Below are 20,192 nucleotides of genomic sequence, written 5' to 3' on the forward strand. Positions count from 1 at the left end.
TTTAACGAAATATCACCTTACATCCAGATTTTGTGCGCCACACAAATGCGATAAAGCACAAATAACCCCCTCTGTTAGACTTTACTGATGATTATAAGAAGCTGACTTTTGCAGCTTTGTGAGCACAGAAAGGTACTGCAGATGATTACTACAGATGGTAATAACGCTGTCGCTTCCGTGGCTTATCGCACCAGTGAAGTGATTGCCATTTACCCAATTACCCCGAGTTCGACCATGGCGGAACAAACCGCTGCCTGGTCCAGTGACGGCAGGAAAAACATTTGGGGCGACGTCCCCAACGTGGTGGAAATGCAGTCCGAAGGCGGAGCCATTGCTACCGTGCACGGTGCGTTGCAAACCGGCGCACTTTCCACCTCCTTCACCTCGTCCCAGGGATTGCTGTTGATGATCCCTTCGCTGTATAAGCTGGCCGGGGAGCTAACGCCATTTGTCCTGCACGTTGCCGCTCGCACCGTCGCCACTCATGCATTATCCATCTTTGGCGATCACTCCGACGTGATGGCCGTACGCCAGACCGGTTGCGCCATGCTGTGCGCCAGCAACGTGCAAGAAGCGCAGGATTTCGCGTTGATCGCCCAGACGGCCACGCTAAACAGTCGCCTGCCGTTCATCCATTTCTTCGATGGTTTCCGCACCTCGCACGAAATCAACAAGATCGCCCCGCTGAGCGACGAAACGCTACAGCAGATGATGCCGCAGGACGCCATCGACGCCCACCGCAGCCGGGCTCTCTCACCGGATCATCCCGTCATACGCGGCACGTCAGCCAACCCGGATACCTACTTCCAATCGCGGGAAGCGACCAATCCGTGGTACGACAATACTTACCAGCATGTGCAGCAGGCGATGGACAAGTTTGCGGCCATCACCGGCCGCAGCTATCAGCCGTTTGAGTATTACGGCCACCCGCAGGCCGAACGCGTGGTGATCCTGATGGGGTCCGCCATCGGTACCTGTGAAGAAGCGATCGACCATCTGCTGACGCGCGGTGAAAAAGTGGGCGTCCTTAAAGTCCGGCTTTACCGTCCTTTCTCCGCCAAACATCTGCTCGCCGTACTGCCGGAAAGCGCACAAAAAATTGCGGTACTTGACCGCACCAAAGAGCCGGGTGCTCTGGCCGAGCCTTTATACCTGGATGTGATGACCGCGCTGGCAGAAGCCTTTAGCCGTGGTGAACGTGCCAGCATGCCGATGGTGATTGGCGGGCGCTATGGGCTATCTTCCAAGGAGTTTGGCCCAGACTGCGCGTTGGCCATTTTCCGCGAGTTGATGCTGGAAAAGCCCCGCCCCCGTTTTACCGTGGGTATTTTCGACGATATTACCGGCCTGTCACTACCGCTCCACGAAGAAACGCTCCCTCAGCGGGCCTCGCTGGAGGCGCTGTTCTATGGTTTGGGCAGCGATGGCTCGGTTTCTGCCACCAAGAACAACATCAAAATTATCGGCAACAGCACGCCGATGTTTGCCCAAGGCTACTTTGTCTACGACTCGAAAAAGGCCGGCGGCCTGACCGTGTCACACCTGCGGGTTAGCGATAAGCCGATCAATTCGGCGTATCTTATCGACCGCGCCGACTTTGTCGGTTGCCACCAATGGCAGTTTATCGACAAGTATCAAATGGTGGAGCGGCTAAAACCTGGCGGTATTTTCCTGCTTAATACCCCTTATAGCGCGGATGAAGTCTGGTCGCGCCTGCCGCAGGAGGTCCAGGCGATCCTGCATCAGCGCCAGGCAAAGCTTTACATCATCAACGCGGCCAAGCTGGCGCGCGAATGTCATTTGGGTGCCCGCATCAATACCGTTATGCAGATGGCCTTCTTCCATCTGACAAAGATCCTGCCGGGTGAAGTGGCGTTGCAGGAGCTACAGGGAGCGATTGCCCGCAGCTACAGCAACAAGGGCCAAGAGGTGGTCGAACGTAACTGGCAGGCCTTGGGCGCCACGCTGAGTGAGCTGACGGAAATCCCGCTGCGCCCACTCGACAGCAACAGTCCGATACGTCCACCGGTGGTTTCCGACGCCGCGCCGTATTTTGTCAAAACCGTTACCGCCGTGATGCTGGCGGGGCTGGGCGATACCCTGCCGGTTTCTGCATTCCCGCCGGACGGCACCTGGCCTGTAGGCACCACGCAGTGGGAAAAACGCAATATCGCCGAAGAAGTGCCGATCTGGCAGCCGGACCTGTGTACCCAGTGTAACCACTGCGTCGCCGCCTGCCCGCATTCTGCCATTCGCGCCAAAGTGGTTCCACCAGAAGCCATGGAGTACGCCCCTGCCACGCTGCAATCGCTGGATGTAAAATCCCGTGATATGCGCGGCCAGAAATACGTATTGCAGGTCGCCCCTGAAGATTGCACCGGCTGTAACCTGTGCGTAGAGGTTTGCCCGGCGAAAGATCGCCAGAACCCGGAAATCAAGGCGATCAATATGGCATCCCGCCTCGATCATCTGGCAGAGGAAAAGGCTCATTATGACTTCTTCCTGCAACTGCCAGAGATCGACGCCTCGCAGTTGGAACGCATCGATATCCGCACCTCACAGCTGATCTCTCCGCTGTTTGAATATTCGGGTGCCTGTTCCGGCTGTGGCGAAACGCCGTATATCAAGCTGCTGACCCAGCTATATGGCGACCGGTTGCTGATTGCCAACGCCACCGGCTGTTCTTCTATCTATGGCGGTAACCTGCCCACCACGCCTTACACCACCAACGCCGATGGCCGTGGCCCAGCCTGGGCAAACTCGCTGTTTGAGGATAATGCCGAATTTGGTCTGGGCTTCCGCCTGACGGTGGATCAGCACCGCCGCCGCGTATTGCGCCTGCTCGATACCTTGGCTCCGCAATTACCTGCCCAGTTGGTGGCCTCATTGCAGGCAGACGAGATCGCCACCGGCCCGCGCCGCCAGCAGATCGCCGAATTACGTAGCCTGTTGGCTAACGTGGCAGGTAACGACGCCCGTCAGCTAGCTACCGATGCCGACTATCTGGTAGATAAGTCTATCTGGCTGATCGGCGGTGACGGCTGGGCCTACGATATCGGCTTCGGCGGTCTGGATCATGTGCTGAGCCTGACGGAAAACGTCAACGTGTTGGTGCTGGATACGCAGTGCTACTCCAATACCGGCGGGCAACAATCCAAGGCCACTCCACTGGGGGCCGTGACCAAGTTTGGTGAACACGGCAAGCGCAAGGCTCGTAAGGATCTTGGCGTCAGCATGATGATGTACGGCCATGTGTATGTTGCGCAGATCTCGTTGGGGGCGCAGCTTAACCAAACGGTGAAAGCGATTCAGGAAGCGGAAGCCTATCCCGGACCTTCCCTGATCATCGCCTACAGCCCTTGTGAGGAACACGGTTACGATCTGGCACTGAGCCACGACCAGATGCGGCAGCTAACCGCGACCGGCTTCTGGCCGCTGTATCGCTTCGATCCACGTCGTACTGCGGAAGGCAAAGCCGCGTTGGCGCTGGACTCCCGGCCACCGAACAGTGAGCTGACGGCGACATTGAACAAGGAACAGCGTTTCCGCCGCCTCAACACGCAGCAGCCTGAGGTTGCCGCCGCGCTGTATGAAGCAGCAGAAAAAGAGCTGAAGGAGAAATATGATTTCCTAAGCCTGCTGGCTGGGAAGTCGGAGAAGGCAGCTTCGGAGTAACACTTTTGAGGGCGCGGTTTCGCGCCCTTTTTTGCTCTGGTTCGCCATGAAGAAGCGCTGCATGCTACGCCCATACAAACGATCGTGGTCACCTGAACACTTACGAGCTGTTTTTTAATATCAGTGAGCAAGTGTATTCGCACTCCAAGAGCCAGAAAAAGCGCTTTGCGGTTGCCCTGATGTAATCACACTGTTTTTGACGTGGAATGTCGAAGTGCCTTGGGAACATAACATGTAAATAACCATACTCCTCATCAAAGCAATCAACGAAATCGCTTCGGACTCCATTCCAATAGTTAACAATTCGACTTAACATTGGGCTATCAAAATCATACCAGCGATCGAACGTGTCGATTAACGCGCCCCAAACGACATTTTCATCCTCAGACCAGGCCAAAATCTTAAAGCATCGTCGAAAATAGTAGACCGTGGCCTCCAAGCTATCTGGATAGGGCTTACCGATATCTTTGAGGTATGCAGCAAAATAAGTTTGTACCTCTTCCCTGACTAAATCCTTGTCCAGCCCTAGCGAAGCCAATATCAGCAAATTGCTAGAAGGATCACCAGCCAATACCCTCTGTTCAGCCCAGTCAGTGAAGTCACGTAAGTTTTGAATGGTAAAATCAGGTCTCGTCTTTGCGAGGAGATCCTTTAAATCTGTTGCGATGCCAACCACAGTCTATCCCTGAATGGCTATGAGCCTTGACCTGACATTACCACAGCTCAAACGAATAATGACCAAATCCTCCCAGAGAATGCTAAACTTGCCCGCTAAAAGTGTCATACCGCCGTAGCGCACCCAAATGAGAACGAGCACGATTTAAATGTCAGAAAATCAAACAATTAGCCAAAAAGCTCAGTACAACCTGAACAAACTGCAAAAACGCCTGCGCCGCAACGCGGGTGAAGCTATCGCCGCCTACAACATGATTGAGGAAGGCGATCGCATCATGGTTTGCCTGTCCGGCGGGAAAGACAGCTATACCATGCTGGAAATCCTGCGCAATCTGCAAAAAAGCGCTCCGGTGAATTTCTCACTGGTCGCGGTGAATCTCGATCAGAAACAGCCCGGCTTCCCCGAGCACATCCTGCCAGCCTATCTGGAAAGCCTGGGGGTGGAATATAAGATCGTTGAAGAAAACACCTACAGCATCGTGAAGGATAAGATCCCGGAAGGCAAAACCACCTGCTCGCTGTGTTCACGCCTGCGCCGCGGTATCCTTTACCGTACCGCCACCGAGCTGGGTGCCACCAAGATTGCCCTTGGCCACCACCGTGACGATATCCTGCAAACGCTGTTCCTCAACATGTTCTACGGCGGCAAGCTGAAAGGTATGCCACCCAAGTTGATGAGTGACGATGGTAAACACGTGGTGATCCGCCCGCTGGCCTACTGCCGCGAGAAAGACATCGAGCGTTTCTCGATAGCGAAAGAATTCCCGATTATCCCGTGCAACCTGTGTGGCTCACAGCCAAACCTGCAACGCCAGGTGATTGGCGATATGCTGCGCGATTGGGACAAACGCTACCCAGGCCGCATCGAAACCATGTTCAGCGCCATGCAGAACGTGGTGCCTTCGCATCTGTGCGATACCGAACTGTTTGACTTCAAAGGTATTCACCACGGCAGCGAAGTGGTCGATGGTGGCGATTTGGCGTTTGACCGTGAAGATATTCCGCTGCAGCCGGTGGGTTGGCAGCCGGAAGACTCGGATGACAACGGCTCGCCCGCGTTTGAACGCCTGAACGTGCTGGAAATCAAATAGTCCCTCTCTCCGCCTGTGCCCGCAGGCGGAAGTTTTTTCCCCGCTTAATGTTAGATCCTGTTCACAATTCACGCATAAAATGCCTGACAGTGCGGTTTTTACCTTATACTGTTTATTTATACAGTCAAAGGAGACCAACGATGAATATCACCCCCTGCCTTTCCCACGTCTCGCTGGGAACCAACAATTTCAATGCCGCCGCGCAGTTTTACGACCAGGTTCTCGGCGCGTTAGGCTGCCGACGCGTGCTGGAACACCCTGGCGCTATCGGCTATGGCCGTGACTATCCTGAATTTTGGTTGCAACTGCCGATAGACGGCAAACCCGCAGGCACCGCAAACGGTGTGCATGTTGGCTTCTTCGCCACCAGCAAGCAGCAGGTTGATGAGTTTTATCAGCAGGCGGTCGCCGCTGGGGCACAAGGAGACGGTGCACCGGGGTCACGGCCACATTACGGTGCCGCCTATTACGGCTGTTTCGTCCGCGATCTGGATGGCCACAAGATAGAGGCCAGCTTCTGGGACGAAAGCGCGGCTTAGCCTAATCGAGGCGGCGTGTTGTTAATTGGGCGATCTTGGACGGCATGTCGCTAACTGGGCGCAGCATGCAGCGCCCCTACGGAGTGAGCCGGTTGTTTGGGATTCGCCAAAGGGAAAAAAGCATAAAAAAATGCCGGTGATTAAACCGGCATCGTATTGAATTAAATGTGCTATGCAATAATTCTAAAAATAAGTAAATAAAACAATTATGGAGCGCAACGCCCATCGCTTGACGTTGCATTCACCTGCGGGAGTAAGAATGCCGCAGTTCGCGTAAGCAAATGTTGATACTGCTCAACTTTACTCGCGTTTTCGCCACTATTTGTCGTTACAACCAGCGGCTACGCCTCAGCCACCAGGCAACGCCCCCGACCAATGCCACTAACATAAAGCAGAAAGAGGCAAACGCCAGCGGGCTACCGCTGCCTGGGATCCCCCCCAGGTTGACCCCGAACAGCCCAGTCAGGAAAGTGGTTGGCAGGAAGACCATCGCCATCAGCGACATGGTGTAAGTACGGCGGTTCATGGCATCGGCCATTACGGTAGTGATCTCATCAGACAGGATCGCCGTGCGGGCGATGCTGCCATCCAGATCATCTAATCCGCGCCCCAGGCGATCGGCAATGTCCTGCATGCGGCGGCGCTCATCGTCATTCATCCACGGTAGGCGGTCACTTGCTAAACGCGAGAAAACATCGCGCTGTGGCGCCATGTAGCGGCGAAGCACAATCAACTGTTTGCGGATCAGCGCCAATTGCCCACGCTCAGGGATTTGCTGCTCTAATAGTGCATCTTCCAGATCGATGATCTTGTCATGCAGATCTTCGATGAATTCACTGGTGTGGTCGGTGAGCGCATCAGCGATTTCTACCAGCCAGTTACCGCTATTAATCGGCCCCTGGCCATTGCGCAATTCATTGACCACCTCATCGATCGAGTAGACCTTACGATGGCGGGTGGAGATAATCATCTTATCGTTGATATAAACGCGGAACGTCACCAGTTGGTCAGGCCGCGAGTCCGTGTTGAAATTGATGCCACGCAGCGTGATCAGCGTCCCGTCGCCCAACCGGGTGACGCGTGGTCGGGTGCTTTCCCCCGCCAGCGCTTGTCTTACCAGATCCGGCAGCAGAGGCGTGTTGGCAAGCCACTCGGCGCTGGCCGGGTGGGCGTAGTCCAGATGCAGCCAGCACGGCTCCTCGCTGGTGATCTTATCGTCATTCTCAATTGGCGTGGTGCCACCCTTGCCGTCGAGTTGATAGGCATAGACCGCGTCGGGCACCTGCAGTTCGCGCCCCTCAATGACATCCATTCAAAACCCTCATTATTTTGCCGTTGATACAGAGTCTAGCGTTATTGCCTTAGGGATCAAAGTGGCAACGCCATAACGGGATCTTAAAGTAAAAAGCCCCCGCGTTGGCGAGGGCTTGGGCAGGCGTCAGGACTCTGAACATCAATGTTTCAGAATATACATTTCCTGACTGTAGGCGACATCTTCTGGGTTAGTGATTGGGTAACCTTTCACCCAAGGCTTGATCAGACGCCCGTTGGTATATTGATAGATCGGGGCGATCGGAGCCTCGACCGCAATCATCTGCTCGGCCTTGTTATAATCCGCGGTTAACGCCGTTGGATTAGTCTCGCGACTGGCATCGGCCAACAGACGGTCGTATTGCGGGCTGTTAAATTTGGCGATATTCCCGCTGTGTGAAGAGGTCAGCAGTGACAGGAAGGTCGAGGCCTCGTTGTAATCCCCCACCCAGGAGGCGCGAACCACGTCGAAATTGCCGGTGTTACGGCTGTCGATATAGGTTTTCCACTCCTGATTTTGCAATTTAACGTCAACGCCCAAGGTTTGCTTCCACATTGACGCCACGGCAATGGCAATCTTTTGGTGGCTCTCTGAGGTGTTATACAGCAGGGTCAATTTCAGGGGATGGTTCGGGCCATAGCCTGCCGCCTGCATCAGCGCCTTGGCTTGCTCGTTCAACTCTTCCTGGGACTGTTGCTGCAGCAGGCTGGTTTCCGGCTTAAAGCCCGCAGTGACATCAGGGGTAAAGTGGTAGGCCGGTTTCTCGCCGGTGCCCAGCACTTTTTCGGCGATGATTTTACGATCGATAGCGTAAGACAAGGCTTTGCGCACCCGTACGTCATTAGTTGGCGCACGTTGGGTATTGAACGCGTAGTAATAAGTGCCGAGTTGATCCGGCGTGTAAACCTGGTCTGGGATATCCTTCAACAGCTTCTGGTACATGTTTTTCGGGAAGGATTCGGTAATATCGATATCACCAGCCTGATAACGCTTGGTTGCGTTAGATTCCTGGTTGATCGGTACAAAGGTCACCTTGGTCAACACCGTGTGTTTATGATCCCAATAATGGTTGTTCGGCACCAGTACCAGTTTCTCGTTAACCACTCGCTCTTGCAGTTTGAATGCACCGTTACCTACCAGATTACCCACTTTGGTCCAATCGTTGCCGTATTGCTCAACCACGGCTTTAGGGACTGGGAACAGGCTGAAGTTCGCCGTCAGGCTGACAAAATAGGGCACAGGCTTGTTCAACTGCACTTTTAGCGTATGGTCATCCACTGCCACCACGCCAAGCTTATCGATGGGCAGCTTACCGGCGATAATCTCTTCGGCATTCTGGATCCCGGCTAGCTGAGCAAACCAGGCAAACGGCGACAGGCTTTTCGGATCGACCAGCCGTTGCCAGCTATAAACGAAGTCTTTCGCCGTGACAGGGTCACCGTTGGACCAGCGGGCATCTTTGCGCAGCGTGAAGATATAGGTCTGGTTATCCGAGGTCTGCCAGCGGGTGGCGACACCGGGGATCACTTTGCCATGCGCGTCCTGATTCACCAGCCCTTCAAACAGATCGCGTGCCACCTGCGCTTCTGGCAGGCCCACGGCTTTAATCGGATCGAGCGACGCCGGCTCATCTTTGATGTGCCGCACAATCTCCTGTTTCTCCGCCAGAGCGGTACCTGGGGAAACCTGAGCTGCCATAGCGCCACTAATACCCGCGCTGATGGTGACCGCGCAAAGCGTTAAACGAAAACTCGCCAGAATTTTTCTTCTCGTCATGTTAGATATGCCCCAGTTAACCCCATGAATTTTTTATCATATAGCACAAAGATGCCCGCCACCTATAGCCTGGCGTAACAAGAATGTAAAAAGTGGATGTTTGATCCAAAAAAAAGCCCGCAGCCATTATCGGCAATGCGGGCTGATTGCTTAGGCAGGATCAGTCGTAAAGATGAATACTGGCGATCTTATAGCTGAACTCTTCCCCTTCTTCTTCATCGAAGATGGTGAAATAGCCTTTCTCTACCAACGGGTTGAGATGGATATCGGTTTTTTGCAACTGGCGTGATTCGGCGTCGTCAAAACCATAATCGAGGAAAAACTCCCCTTTCTGATGATCCACGTGCAAGGTGAACGGATAGTTGGACTCGTCACCACGCCCATCGTCATTTTTCACTACGCCAAACCATTCACCCTGGCGGATCTGGTTTTCTGCATCCACGCCGCACAGTAGGGTGATGGTATCTTTTTCATTTTCGCTGTAACGCGCGACTATTCTGGCAACTGGCATGTTAAATCCTCTTTATCGTTAGCACTTGCCGATAGTATAACAATAGACATCACTTTATTCGCTTAACAGACTGGGAAAGATGAGCGAAAGCGTAATACACTCAATAACATCGCATTTCTTTCTGACTTTGGCTTAAAGGGAAACCCCATGACCCAACACAGACCGCGCAGTGAGCGTGGCCAACTGGCAGTTGCAGGTGAAACTTACGGTAAATCGATGTTAGGCGCCCCACTGCTGTATTTCCCGGCGGCCAGAAGCGGCCCGGATACCGGGTTGGTGATTGCAGGCACCCACGGGGACGAGACTGCCGCAGTGGTGACGTTATCCTGCGCATTGCGCAGTATCGCCCCCGCCCAACTGCGCCATCATGTGATCCTGGCGGTCAATCCGGATGGTTGCCAGCTTGGGCTGCGCTCCAATGCCAACGGCGTCGATCTGAACCGTAATTTCCCGTCGGCCAACTGGCGCTCTGGCGATACGGTCTACCGTTGGAACAGCGCGGCGGAGGCTCGTGACGTGCGGCTCTCCACCGGCGGCAGGCCTGGTTCCGAACCGGAAACCCAGGGATTATGCCATCTGATCCATCGCCTGAAGCCACGCTGGGTGGTGTCCTTCCATGAGCCATTGGCCTGTATAGAAGATCCGGAAAGCTCCGCGCTGGGCGTTTGGCTGGCGCATAAGTTTGCCCTGCCGCTGGTGACCAGCGTTGGCTATGAAACCCCGGGTTCATTCGGCAGTTGGTGCGCAGACTTGTCGTTGCCCTGCATCACCGCCGAGTTCCCGCCGATCTCAGCCGACGCCGCTAGTGAAAACTACCTTGCCGCCATGGTCGAGTTGCTGACCTATGCTGACTAGCGTGAAAGCTCAATAGCACCGCACTCAAAGGCCAAACCGGGCACTACGTCTTTTGCCAGCCAGGTTGGGCCATCGAGATCCACAAAACGGGCACCAGGCACCAACGGCAACGCCGCCGTAATGGCTCTTGAGGTGCAGAGCATACAGCCAAGCATGATCTCGAAGCCCTGAGCGCGCGCCTGTGCGGCAAGCTGTAATCCTTCGGTCAGCCCACCGGTTTTATCCAGCTTGATATTGACCATCTGATAACGCCCCACCAACCGAGGCAGATCGCCGCTGGTATGGCAACTCTCGTCGGCGCAAATCGGTAATGGATGGATGAAGTTTTCCAGGGCGCTGTCGTCGCTGGCCGGTAAGGGTTGCTCCAGCATCGCCACGCCTAAATCCGCCAGCAGTTGGCAACGCGATGCCAAACCTTCCGCCTGCCAGGATTCATTGGCATCGACGATCAACGTCATCTGCGGCACCGCCGTGCGGATCGCCACCAGCCTTTCGCTGATCAGGTGATCGTCGAGCTTGATTTTCAGCAGCGTCGCGCCCTGTTGTTCCAGCTCTTTAGCGGCAAACGCCATCGCTTCCGGCGAGCCAATGCTGAGCGTTTGCGCCATCACTACTCGTTCCGGCGCGGTAACTCCGCTCAATTGCCACAGATCTTTGCCCGCAAGGCGGCATTCCAAATCCCATAATGCCGAATCGACCGCGTTACGAGCCGCCCCTGCGGGCATCAGGCGCTGCAACTCCTGCCGGGTTACCCCTTGTGCGATGGCCGTGGACACTTCGGCCAGCTGCTCCATCACTGAAGTTTCGCTCTCGCCATAGCGCGGATAAGGGGTGCATTCACCGACACCGCACATCCCCTGCTGTTCAATCTCTACCACCACGACTTTGGCTTCGGTCCGGCTACCGCGTGCGATCACAAAGGCGGTGTGCAATGGCCAGGCTTCAGGGTAAAAACGCATGCTTCTCATAACGGCTCCCGAGCGAAAAAACCACATAAAGTCAGTCCACTATACCTGCAGTTGATAAACTTTATCTATCCAAGGTGCGATTGTTGCCTTAAACTGCTTCGAGATTGTGAACTCGGTGTTAATCGGCTTCACATCTTTGTATAAACATCGTTGAAAGGAACCGAGCAATGACTCAGACCGTACATTTTCAAGGCAACCCTGTCACTGTAGCAGGCAAACTGCCACAGCAGGGCGAGCAGGCAAAAAGCTTTACCCTGGTTGCCAAAGACCTGTCAGACGTTGCCCTGAGCAGCTTCGTGGGTAAACGCAAAGTCCTGAACATCTTCCCAAGCATTGATACCGGCGTCTGTGCCGCATCGGTGCGTAAATTCAACCAGTTGGCGAGTGGCCTGGATAACACCATGGTCCTGTGTATCTCTTCCGACCTGCCGTTCGCCCAGTCACGCTTCTGTGGTGCTGAAGGCCTGAACAACGTGGTTACTCTGTCTACCCTGCGCGGCGGTGATTTCAAGCAGGCGTATGGTGTAGAGATTGCCGAAGGCCCGTTGGCCGGTCTGACCGCCCGCGCCGTGGTGGTGCTAGATGGCCAGGACAACGTGCTGTATAGCGAGCTGGTAAACGAAATTACCACCGAGCCAGATTATGATGCCGCGCTTGCCGCGCTGAAATAAGCCTGTAAATACCAAAAAGCCCGGTTTTTAAGCCGGGCTTTTTTATGCCTGAAATAAAGTAGCGTTATTCTTCGCTGTCGTCGGTCAGCTTGCGATTGCTCAGCCCGTACTCCCGCAGCTTATTGGCAATTGCCGTATGCGAGACGCCCAAGCGCTTGGCCAGTTTGCGGGTGCTGGGATAAGTGCGGTACAGACGAGTCAGCACCGAGCGTTCAAAACGCTTGCTGATATCATCCAGCGAGCCTTCCATCACTTCATCCCCTAGCGCGATCTCCACCTCAAAATCCGGCAGAACGATGTCTTGCGGGCGCAGCTCGTAGCCGTCCGTTTGGGTCAAGGCACGATAGATAGCGTTCTTCAGCTGTCGGACGTTGCCCGGCCAGCCGTATTTGCAAAGGAAGCTACTGAGATCGTTGGCCAGTTTCGGCCTGGCGACCCCTTGTTCATCGGCAAAACGCGCCACAAACAGCTCGGTGAGCGGCATGATATCCTGCGGGCGTTCGCGCAGCGGTGGGATGGTGATGGTCAGCACGTTCAAGCGGTAATAGAGATCTTCACGGAATTCACCGCGCTGCACCAGTTCGGTCAGGTTTTTCTGCGTGGCGCAGATCACCCGCACGTCCACATGCACCTCATGCTCTTCCCCTACTCGACGGAAAGTACCATCGTTGAGGAAACGCAGCAGTTTGGTTTGCATGCGCGGCGACATCTCGCCAATCTCATCGAGCAGCACTGAGCCACCGTTGGCCTGCTCAAAGAACCCCTTCTTGCCTTCCAACGCATTCGGATAAGCGCCCGGCGCATGGCCAAACAGTTCGCTCTCCACCACATCGTCCGGCAAGGCGGCACAGTTCAGCGCCAGGAACGGCTGTTTGCCACGTGGGCTGCGCAGGTGGCAGGCCCGCGCCAAAATATCTTTCCCCGTGCCAGTATCGCCCACAATCAGCAATGGGGCATCCAGCATAGCCAACTTGCGCGCCTGCTCCAGCACGTGGCGCATCTTCGGGCTGACGGCGACAATATGGTCAAACTCGGTATCGTCATTGACCGACAGGTTCTGCAGTTGGCGGCCCATGCGAGCGGTGGATTTGAGCATGACCACGGCGCCCACCGGAGAATTCTGTTGTTGCTCATCTTCCAGATAGATCGGGGTGATATCCATCAGGAAATCCTGGCTGCGGATCACCACCCGCTCGGAATGCGGCTTAGTGTCTTCACTCTCCAGCCAGCGGCTGAAGTTATAGCCGCCAATCAACTGGCTCGCCGTTTGATTGCGGATCTTGTCTTCGCTGAAGTTGAACAGCGTCTGGGCCGCCGGGTTAGTCAGCTCCACCTTGCCTTTCATATCGATGGAAAACACCGGTTCCGGCATCGACTCCAGCAACGCACGTAACGCACGGTGTTCACGTTCGGAAGGCATAAAGTTAACGGTGCGCACATCGGTCACACCGCTGATGCGCCGGATCTCCGCCATCAGCGCGCGGAAGGTATCAAAATCCAGCTGGGAAAAATTGAGGTAAATACGGCCGATAGGATCTATTTCGATGCCGCGCAGGTCGATACTGCGCGATACCAAAAGATCGAGTAATTCTCGAGTGAGACCGAGACGGTCTTCGCAAAATACTTCCAAACGCATCAGTATTGGCCTTATCTCTGCAGGTGCGGGGATGTCTGGTGATGATGATAACCTCTCCCCCCGGAAGGAAGAAGCGATCTGTCAGCAAAAGTTGACAGAGCTCCAGTTTATCACTGCTATTAGCGGTTTTAAACGCCAGCCAAAAACACCATCAGCGTAATTTTAGCTTATTTCTAGAGAGTTATTACATTCAGCATTATTTTGGCAGCGGATTATCACGCGATTACAGGCGGATGTTCTTTCGTCAATCTGCGGTTACAAACTAAAAAAAGCGACCTCACTGGTTACAAATGATAGTAATTCTCGTCTGACTATTTTATAGTTGCGCAGAGTAACTATTAACGGGAAATTGTCCATGCTTAGAAAGCATACACTGGCAGCATTCTGCTGCACCACGCTGTTGTTGAGTGCCCCAATTCAGGCGCTAGACCTATCCTACAAGGCGCCGGAACCCAGAATTAAAGACGCCCCCGCCCCCAAGGCGACACCAGGGCCCGCAGAAAAAACTGCCAAGGCACCAATGGTTTGGTCAGAATCAAAAGATGAAACCGGCTTCAGTGCCAATCTTGAATGCGACCATCCCAGCTGCAGCCGCCCACGCGACAAATCGTATTCTAGGCTTAATGGCCCGGTGAAAAAAACCGATCGCCTGCGCCAGTCCGATCCCTACTCCACCAATCAGGATCCTGATTACAGCGTGAACATGGGCTATAAATGGTAATGATGCTTTAAGCGTCCTGATAGAAGACCTGTTCAGCCGCATGATCGTGGGTGTCCAAGTAACCTTGCTTACCCAAAAGAGCAACCCCTCTCGCTCATTGAGAGGGTTGCAGGAGGAGGTCATTAATTGAGCGGCGTCTGGCTGGTTTCCTTAATGTACAGGAAGGCAAACAGCGATAAAACACAGCCAGCAATCACGTAAAACGCCGGAGCCGTAGTATTGCCGGTTAGCTTGATTAGATAGGAAGCCGCCGATAGTGAGAAACCACCAAAGATCCCCACGGCAACGCTATACACCAACGATAACCCGGTGGTTCTTACCCGTCTTGGGAATATTTCCGGCAAAATGGTGATGGAAGGCGAAGCACCGATAATATTGATAATGCTCAGCACAATCATCACTGCAAACAGCATTTCAACACTGGGGTGAGTGCTGAGTAAATAAAAGGCAGGATAAATCAGTACAACAATCGCTATTCTCGCCCACGCAATCAACCGAACTCTGCCGACCTTATCTGACCACATCCCGGCCAGCGGGCCACCAATCAACGTAATCAAACCGGCGACGGCACCAATCAACATGCTATAGCTGGTATCCAGCTTTAATATGCTGATGGCGTAGTTGGGAATATAAAACATGATGATCATATGCGGAATGGTTCCCCCCATCGTCAGCAAAATTCCCGCCAAGGTTTCTTTATAGTAGGTAGTTATCACTTCCAGCAGGGGGATTTTGCTGACGCTTTCGCTGGCCGTTGGTAAGGTGTGAGTGGCGGTTTCTTCCAGCTTAAAGCGAATATACAGCCCCACCGGAACAATCACGATGCCAAACAGAAACGGAATACGCCAACCCCAGGCTTCCACACTCGCCTCTGGCATACAATTGACCAGGATCACCAACGTCATGGCGGCAAATACGTTGCCCGCACCTTGGCTCGCGACCTGCCATCCCCCGTAAAACCCGCGATTATGGGGTTTAGCATACTCCACCAGCAGGGTGGTTGATGCGCCCAACTCACCGCCTGCGGAGAAGCCTTGCATCAGCCTGGCCAGGGTAATAATGATCGGGGCCGCAGTCCCGATGCTTTCATATGACGGGGTGATACCAATCGTCAGGGTACTGAGCCCCATCAGCAGGAACGTCAGCGTCATGGCGGGCTTGCGCCCTTTTTTATCGGCATAATGGCCGATGACCAGCGCCCCCAGCGGCCTGGCAAGATAACCCATCCCAAAGATCAGGAAGGTCATCGTCATGCTCACCAAAGGATCTGTCGCGGGGAAATAAGCTTTTGCAATGTAGGTCGCAAAAAATGCGTAAAGCACCAAATCAAAAAACTCTAAGCCATTGCCTAACGTGGTAGCCACAATGGCCCTAGCCGGGGACTTTCTTTCCTTGACGCTATCCATGGCCTGTCCTTTTATGTAGGAACGCCACATGCGGCGTCCGTCCAGATAATCGATGTTATGCCAGGATCAAACATGTTCGACCCCGACAAATTCAGTAGCATTAGCAAGTTATTAAAGGCCGAGGTTTATTCCTTCAGGAATTCCTGCGTCAACGCAGACCAATAGGCGATCCCTCTGAGTATAATTTCATCATTAAAATCATAGCCGGGGTTATGTACCATGCAGCTGTTTTCACCCTTGCCGTTACCTAATAGTAAATAACTGCCAGGGCACTGGTTCAGCATAAAGGCAAAGTCTTCGCTGCCCATCAACGGTTCTGGAATATCAATTACCTGCTGCGGATGGCTTTCACCCATTAAATTTTGCGCCACCTGCTTGGCAAAACGGGTCATCTCCGGTTGGTTAACCAACACGGGATAGGTGTGATCATAGTCAATATCGATCCTGGCACCATATGAGGCCGCCTGGGCCGCCACTAACGTCTTGATGCGCTCTTCCAACAGCTCCCTGACTTGCGGATCCAACGCGCGTACACTGAGTTTTAATACCGCAGAGTCGGCGATGACATTACTGGCCATGCCTGACTGGAATGAACCTACGGTGATCACGCCCGGCTCTTGCGCTCCCAAATTACGCGCGACGATCGTCTGCAATGCCATCACAATGCTAGCTCCGACGACCACGGCATCAACGGTGCCTTTCGGCATCGCTCCATGGCCCCCTTTGCCGTGAATGGTGATGGTGACCGTATCACTGGAAGCCATAAACGCCCCCTCACCAAAGACAAACTGCCCCTGCGGGAAGCCCGGCATGTTGTGCATGGCAAAAACGGCGTCACAGGGGAAGCGTTTAAACAGGCCATCGTCGATCATCTTCTGGGCACCGGCCAACCCCTCTTCTGCAGGTTGAAAAATGAGATGCAAGGTGCCATCGAAACAGGCGTGATCGGCCAGATAATGTGCCGCACCAAGCAACATCGCGGTGTGGCCGTCATGCCCACAGGCATGCATGATGCCTTCGTGCTGACTGCTGTAAGGGAGTTGCGTATTTTCCAGGATCGGCAAGGCATCCATATCTGCCCGAATACCTAACGTGCGGGGGCTGTTGCCTCTTTTCAGCGTCCCAACCAGGCCGGTGATACCGAGCCCACGTGTCACCTGATACCCCCACGCCTCAAGCTTTCCCGCCACCAGATCGGCGGTTTGTCGTTCCTCAAATCCCAGTTCAGGGTATTGATGAATATGTCGACGGAGGGTTTGGCTTTCATCGGCATAGGGTTGGAAGGTCTCTAAATTCGGCTCACGGTGCGGCATGTTCATTACCTCCTGTCCTTGGGATTGATGTCTTGGTGCTGAAGCAGCAAGTGAATACGGCGGGATTACCCGCTGGCGTAGTCAGATATTCAGATTAATTGTTAGTCAAATATACCGTCTTCTTTGCCGCGGTCCGTGGGATTTTTCGTGACCAAGACCGCAAAACAAACACTTGATTAACTTATCATTAACAATTAATGGGTATTGCAGAGGTGTACAAAAAGAAGGGAGTTTTGGACGGTGCGGCCACCAGGCTGCGTCTGATTGACGCAGCCTGGTGGAGTCAGACTTTGCTTTGACCTTTTTTCATGGTGTCTTTCAGTTGGTTAATCAATTGACCACGGAAATCACCCAGTTTTGGCTTATCGCCTTCTAACCAGGGTAACGGGCGACACAGTTCCATCGCCTTGATGCCCAATCGCGCCGTCAACAGACCTGCCCCAATCCCCTGCGCTGCCCGCGCAGACAACCGCGCCGCAATATCCTGCGACATCCAGTCCATGCCCACTTCCCGCACCAGTTCAGAAGCACCAGCAAAGGCGATATTCAGCAACACCAGACGGAACAGACGAATACGGCTGAAATAGCCCAGTTCGATGCCATACAGGGCCGCAATGCGGTTAATCAGGCGGATATTGCGCCAGGCGATAAAGGCCATGTCCACCAAGGCCAAAGGGCTGACGGCGATCATCAGCGTCGACTCTGCCGCCGAACGGCTGATTTCGCGCCGCGCCTGATTATCTAACACCGGCTGCACCAGCTTGGCATACAGCGCAACCACTTCGCGGTCGTTCTGGGTTTCATGTAATGAAGCCTGCCAGCGTTGCAAAGCGGGGTGCCCTTGATCCAACCCTGCCTGACGCGCCAGCTTTTCACAAAACTCTCGCCCTCTCCCCAGGCCGTGGCTATGCAGCAATTCCCGAGCTTCGTCACGCTCTTCTGCCCGTTGGCGTAGGCGGTATAGCCTGCGCCATTCCCCGACCACCGAACCGATACCGGCGAAGACGATCAACCCACCGGCGATCCCACCACCCAGCGCAATCCAATCCTGCTGCACCCAGGAGGTATGCACCCACTGGACACCTTGAGCCACCACGCTGACGCCAAACAGCATCAGCCCGGCGTTAACCATTTTACGCCACAAGCTGCGCTTGGGTTTCAACGCGGCGTTAACAATGCCTTCCGCGCGCCCTTCCTCCTCTTCCAGCTCCATCTCTGGCGCTGCCGGATAGAATTTCTCGGCTTGCTGTTCGTCAAATTCCAAGCCTGCGCGCAACACCGGTTCCTGTGGCGGCTGCAACGGCTCGGCAAAATCGATACGCGGTTTTAACGGCTCGCTCATCGTAATTTATCTCCCAATAAAAACTCCATCACCGCGTCCAGACGGATATGCGGCAGCGGGCTGTCAACGCTCATCATACGTGGGCGGAACTGGTCAAAATGGAACCCTTGTTGCTGCCAGAACGCCGGGCCAGGCAGGCGCGCAGGCACTTCGCCGGGGAAGACCGTCAGCGGTGCACCATCGTCCAGGCGGTGGCCTTTCAATGCCGGGATCGGCTGCCCATGATGATCGACAATGCCGCTTTCGGTCGCCTGTACCGAAGCCAGGCCGACGCAGTCCATGCTGATGCCTTCAAACGCGGCATTCTGCCAGGCCTCCTGCACCAGTTGCTGTAACAGCGAAACCAGATTGGCGTGCTGATCGGCGGTGATATGATCCGCCTTGGTGGCCGCAAACATCAGTTTGTCGATGGTCGGCGAAAACAGGCGGCGGAACAGCGTACGCTTGCCGTAGTGGAAACTTTGCATCAACTGAGTCAGCGCCAAACGCATATCATTAAACGCCTGCGGCCCGCTGTTGAGCGGTTGCAGGCAATCCACCAGCACGATCTGGCGATCGAAACGCACAAAGTGCTCTTTATAAAACGCCTTGACGATCGACTGACAGTAATAGTTAAAGCGGGCGCGCAGCATACCCGCATTGGTATGTTTGTCCGCCTGTGCCAGGCGCGATTCCCCTGCCGCATCGACGTTCGGCCACGGGAAGAACTGCAGCGCAGGCGCTCCGGCCATATCGCCAGGCAGCACAAAGCGCCCAGGTTGGATAAAGTGCAGCCCTTCAGCCTTACAGCGCAGCAGGTAGTCGGTATAAGCCTGGGCGATTGCCGCCAGCTTGTTTTCATCCGCCGGGGCCAACGGATCGAGATCTTTGCACAAGGCCAGCCAAGGCTCGGCCCAGCGCTCGCGGTCGCCCTGCAACAACCCAGCCATCTGACGTGACCAGGCCAGGTAGTCCTGTTCCAGCATCGGCAAATCCAGCAGCCATTCGCCCGGATAGTCGACGATCTCCAGATACAGCGTGGAGGTTTCTTTAAAATGGCGCAGTAGTGAATCATTGGAGCGATAGCGCAGCGCCAGGCGGATTTCGCTGACGCCACGGGTTGGCGTTGGCCAACTTGGCGGATTGCCATACAGCTGCGCCAGGCCTTCATCGTAGGTGAAACGTTGGATACCGAGGTCGCGTTGAGGAATGCGTTTCACCCCCAACAGCCTTTCTTCCCGCACAGGGGAAAACAGCGGCATACGTGCGCCGCTGTGAACATGGAGTAATTGATTGACCAATCCGGTGATAAACGCCGTCTTACCACTGCGGCTCAAGCCGGTGACTGCCAGCCGCAGATGACGATCCATCCCGCGATTGACCAGCGAAGTTAACTCATTTTGCAGTCGTTTCATTGTTCTCCTTGGCATAGCGCCCGAACGCCTTGTTCAGCCCTTTGCGAACCAGCGGTTCCAGCAACAGGGCCAACACGTAACGCAGCGGTTTGCGGCTGACGGTTTTCAGCAACCACGCGGTTGCCCCCGCCGGGCCATAACTCATTAGCGCTATGATGATGACTTTCGACAAGGTCTTCAACAATGCACCTACTCCCCATTTTGGTGAAGCAGTTTTTGGGGCATTAATCGCATAGGTTTTGCTCATGGTTGCTGCCCTCTGGCAAATGTTGGGGAAAAAGTCGGTGCAATGACTGACCTGCGGCGT

The 20,192-nt window shown here is 54.5% G+C and carries 18 protein-coding genes; 7 read left to right on the top strand and 11 right to left on the bottom strand.

Annotation, left to right across the window (positions count from 1 at the left end; all coding sequences use genetic code 11):
- Positions 1–141: 141 nt before the first annotated feature.
- The gene (gene nifJ / locus AC6HVW_RS13415; protein WP_186486423.1) at positions 142–3,675 is read left to right on the top strand and encodes a pyruvate:ferredoxin (flavodoxin) oxidoreductase; all 3,534 of its coding nucleotides are present in this window, start codon (positions 142–144) and stop codon (positions 3,673–3,675) included.
- A 100-nt stretch (positions 3,676–3,775) separates the two neighbouring features.
- Here nifJ and AC6HVW_RS13420 read toward each other — a convergent pair whose 3' ends face one another.
- Positions 3,776–4,351 (bottom strand): hypothetical protein, encoded by a 576-nt coding sequence (locus AC6HVW_RS13420; protein ID WP_186486424.1) that lies wholly within the window; start codon positions 4,349–4,351, stop codon positions 3,776–3,778.
- Positions 4,352–4,499: 148 nt separating this feature from the next.
- Here AC6HVW_RS13420 and ttcA point away from each other — a divergent pair, with 148 nt between their 5' ends.
- On the top strand, positions 4,500–5,441 hold the full coding sequence (gene ttcA / locus AC6HVW_RS13425; RefSeq protein ID WP_186486426.1) for a tRNA 2-thiocytidine(32) synthetase TtcA: 942 nt from the start codon (positions 4,500–4,502) through the stop codon (positions 5,439–5,441).
- A 140-nt stretch (positions 5,442–5,581) separates the two neighbouring features.
- Positions 5,582–5,980, top strand: a complete 399-nt coding sequence (locus tag AC6HVW_RS13430) for a VOC family protein (protein WP_071683443.1) — start codon at positions 5,582–5,584, stop codon at positions 5,978–5,980.
- 328 nt (positions 5,981–6,308) lie between these two features.
- Here the strand turns inward: AC6HVW_RS13430 and zntB are convergent, their stop codons facing one another.
- The 3 genes from zntB to AC6HVW_RS13445 all read right to left on the bottom strand — a co-directional run bounded on the left by zntB (position 6,309) and on the right by AC6HVW_RS13445 (position 9,579).
- Positions 6,309–7,292, bottom strand: coding sequence for a zinc transporter ZntB (zntB, locus tag AC6HVW_RS13435; protein ID WP_071683442.1), 984 nt, complete (start codon positions 7,290–7,292; stop codon positions 6,309–6,311).
- A 141-nt stretch (positions 7,293–7,433) separates the two neighbouring features.
- Positions 7,434–9,068 (bottom strand): peptide ABC transporter substrate-binding protein, encoded by a 1,635-nt coding sequence (locus AC6HVW_RS13440; protein ID WP_071683441.1) that lies wholly within the window; start codon positions 9,066–9,068, stop codon positions 7,434–7,436.
- A gap of 160 nt (positions 9,069–9,228) precedes the next feature.
- Positions 9,229–9,579 carry a hypothetical protein gene (locus tag AC6HVW_RS13445; protein ID WP_021182239.1) on the bottom strand — a complete coding sequence of 117 codons (351 nt, stop codon included), beginning with the start codon at positions 9,577–9,579 and terminating at the stop codon, positions 9,229–9,231.
- Positions 9,580–9,726: 147 nt separating this feature from the next.
- On the opposite strand from AC6HVW_RS13445, the gene mpaA reads away from it, so the two are divergent.
- Positions 9,727–10,434 carry a murein tripeptide amidase MpaA gene (gene mpaA, locus AC6HVW_RS13450; protein ID WP_059200921.1) on the top strand — a complete coding sequence of 236 codons (708 nt, stop codon included), beginning with the start codon at positions 9,727–9,729 and terminating at the stop codon, positions 10,432–10,434.
- Here the strand turns inward: mpaA and ycjG are convergent.
- Positions 10,431–11,402 (bottom strand): L-Ala-D/L-Glu epimerase, encoded by a 972-nt coding sequence (ycjG, locus tag AC6HVW_RS13455; protein ID WP_059200922.1) that lies wholly within the window; start codon positions 11,400–11,402, stop codon positions 10,431–10,433. The two genes, mpaA and ycjG, sit on opposite strands and share 4 nt — an antisense overlap.
- Before the next feature lie 167 nt (positions 11,403–11,569).
- On the opposite strand from ycjG, the gene tpx reads away from it, so the two are divergent.
- Positions 11,570–12,073 (top strand): thiol peroxidase, encoded by a 504-nt coding sequence (gene tpx / locus AC6HVW_RS13460; protein ID WP_021806539.1) that lies wholly within the window; start codon positions 11,570–11,572, stop codon positions 12,071–12,073.
- Between the two features lie 64 nt (positions 12,074–12,137).
- On the opposite strand, the gene tyrR is transcribed toward tpx, so the two are convergent.
- Positions 12,138–13,709 carry a transcriptional regulator TyrR gene (tyrR, locus tag AC6HVW_RS13465; RefSeq protein ID WP_039996264.1) on the bottom strand — a complete coding sequence of 524 codons (1,572 nt, stop codon included), beginning with the start codon at positions 13,707–13,709 and terminating at the stop codon, positions 12,138–12,140.
- A 31-nt stretch (positions 13,710–13,740) separates the two neighbouring features.
- Here tyrR and AC6HVW_RS13470 point away from each other — a divergent pair, with 31 nt between their 5' ends.
- Both AC6HVW_RS13470 and AC6HVW_RS13475 read left to right on the top strand, forming a co-directional pair.
- Positions 13,741–13,869 (top strand): hypothetical protein, encoded by a 129-nt coding sequence (locus AC6HVW_RS13470; RefSeq protein ID WP_256221186.1) that lies wholly within the window; start codon positions 13,741–13,743, stop codon positions 13,867–13,869.
- Between the two features lie 195 nt (positions 13,870–14,064).
- A complete protein-coding gene (locus AC6HVW_RS13475; RefSeq protein ID WP_071683440.1) occupies positions 14,065–14,430 on the top strand; it encodes a hypothetical protein in 366 nt (121 codons plus the stop codon).
- A gap of 122 nt (positions 14,431–14,552) precedes the next feature.
- Here AC6HVW_RS13475 and AC6HVW_RS13480 read toward each other — a convergent pair whose 3' ends face one another.
- From AC6HVW_RS13480 to pspD, 5 genes are all read right to left on the bottom strand, one after another.
- Complete coding sequence (locus AC6HVW_RS13480; RefSeq protein ID WP_037375979.1) at positions 14,553–15,836, bottom strand: MFS transporter; 1,284 nt, start codon at positions 15,834–15,836, stop codon at positions 14,553–14,555.
- Between the two features lie 125 nt (positions 15,837–15,961).
- Positions 15,962–17,155, bottom strand: coding sequence for a M20 aminoacylase family protein (locus AC6HVW_RS13485; protein WP_037375980.1), 1,194 nt, complete (start codon positions 17,153–17,155; stop codon positions 15,962–15,964).
- A gap of 277 nt (positions 17,156–17,432) precedes the next feature.
- Positions 17,433–18,491, bottom strand: a complete 1,059-nt coding sequence (locus tag AC6HVW_RS13490; RefSeq protein ID WP_021806544.1) for a YcjF family protein — start codon at positions 18,489–18,491, stop codon at positions 17,433–17,435.
- Entirely contained in the window at positions 18,488–19,885 is a 1,398-nt protein-coding gene (locus AC6HVW_RS13495; protein WP_071683438.1) for a YcjX family GTP-binding protein, read from the bottom strand. Before AC6HVW_RS13495 ends, AC6HVW_RS13490 begins: the two co-directional genes overlap by 4 nt.
- The gene (gene pspD, locus AC6HVW_RS13500; RefSeq protein WP_021182062.1) at positions 19,866–20,132 is read right to left on the bottom strand and encodes a phage shock protein PspD; all 267 of its coding nucleotides are present in this window, start codon (positions 20,130–20,132) and stop codon (positions 19,866–19,868) included. The genes AC6HVW_RS13495 and pspD overlap by 20 nt, the downstream gene beginning before the upstream one ends.
- Between the last annotated feature and the right edge of the window lie 60 nt (positions 20,133–20,192).

It is taken from the genome of Serratia sp. NCCP-200 (genome assembly GCF_059697885.1).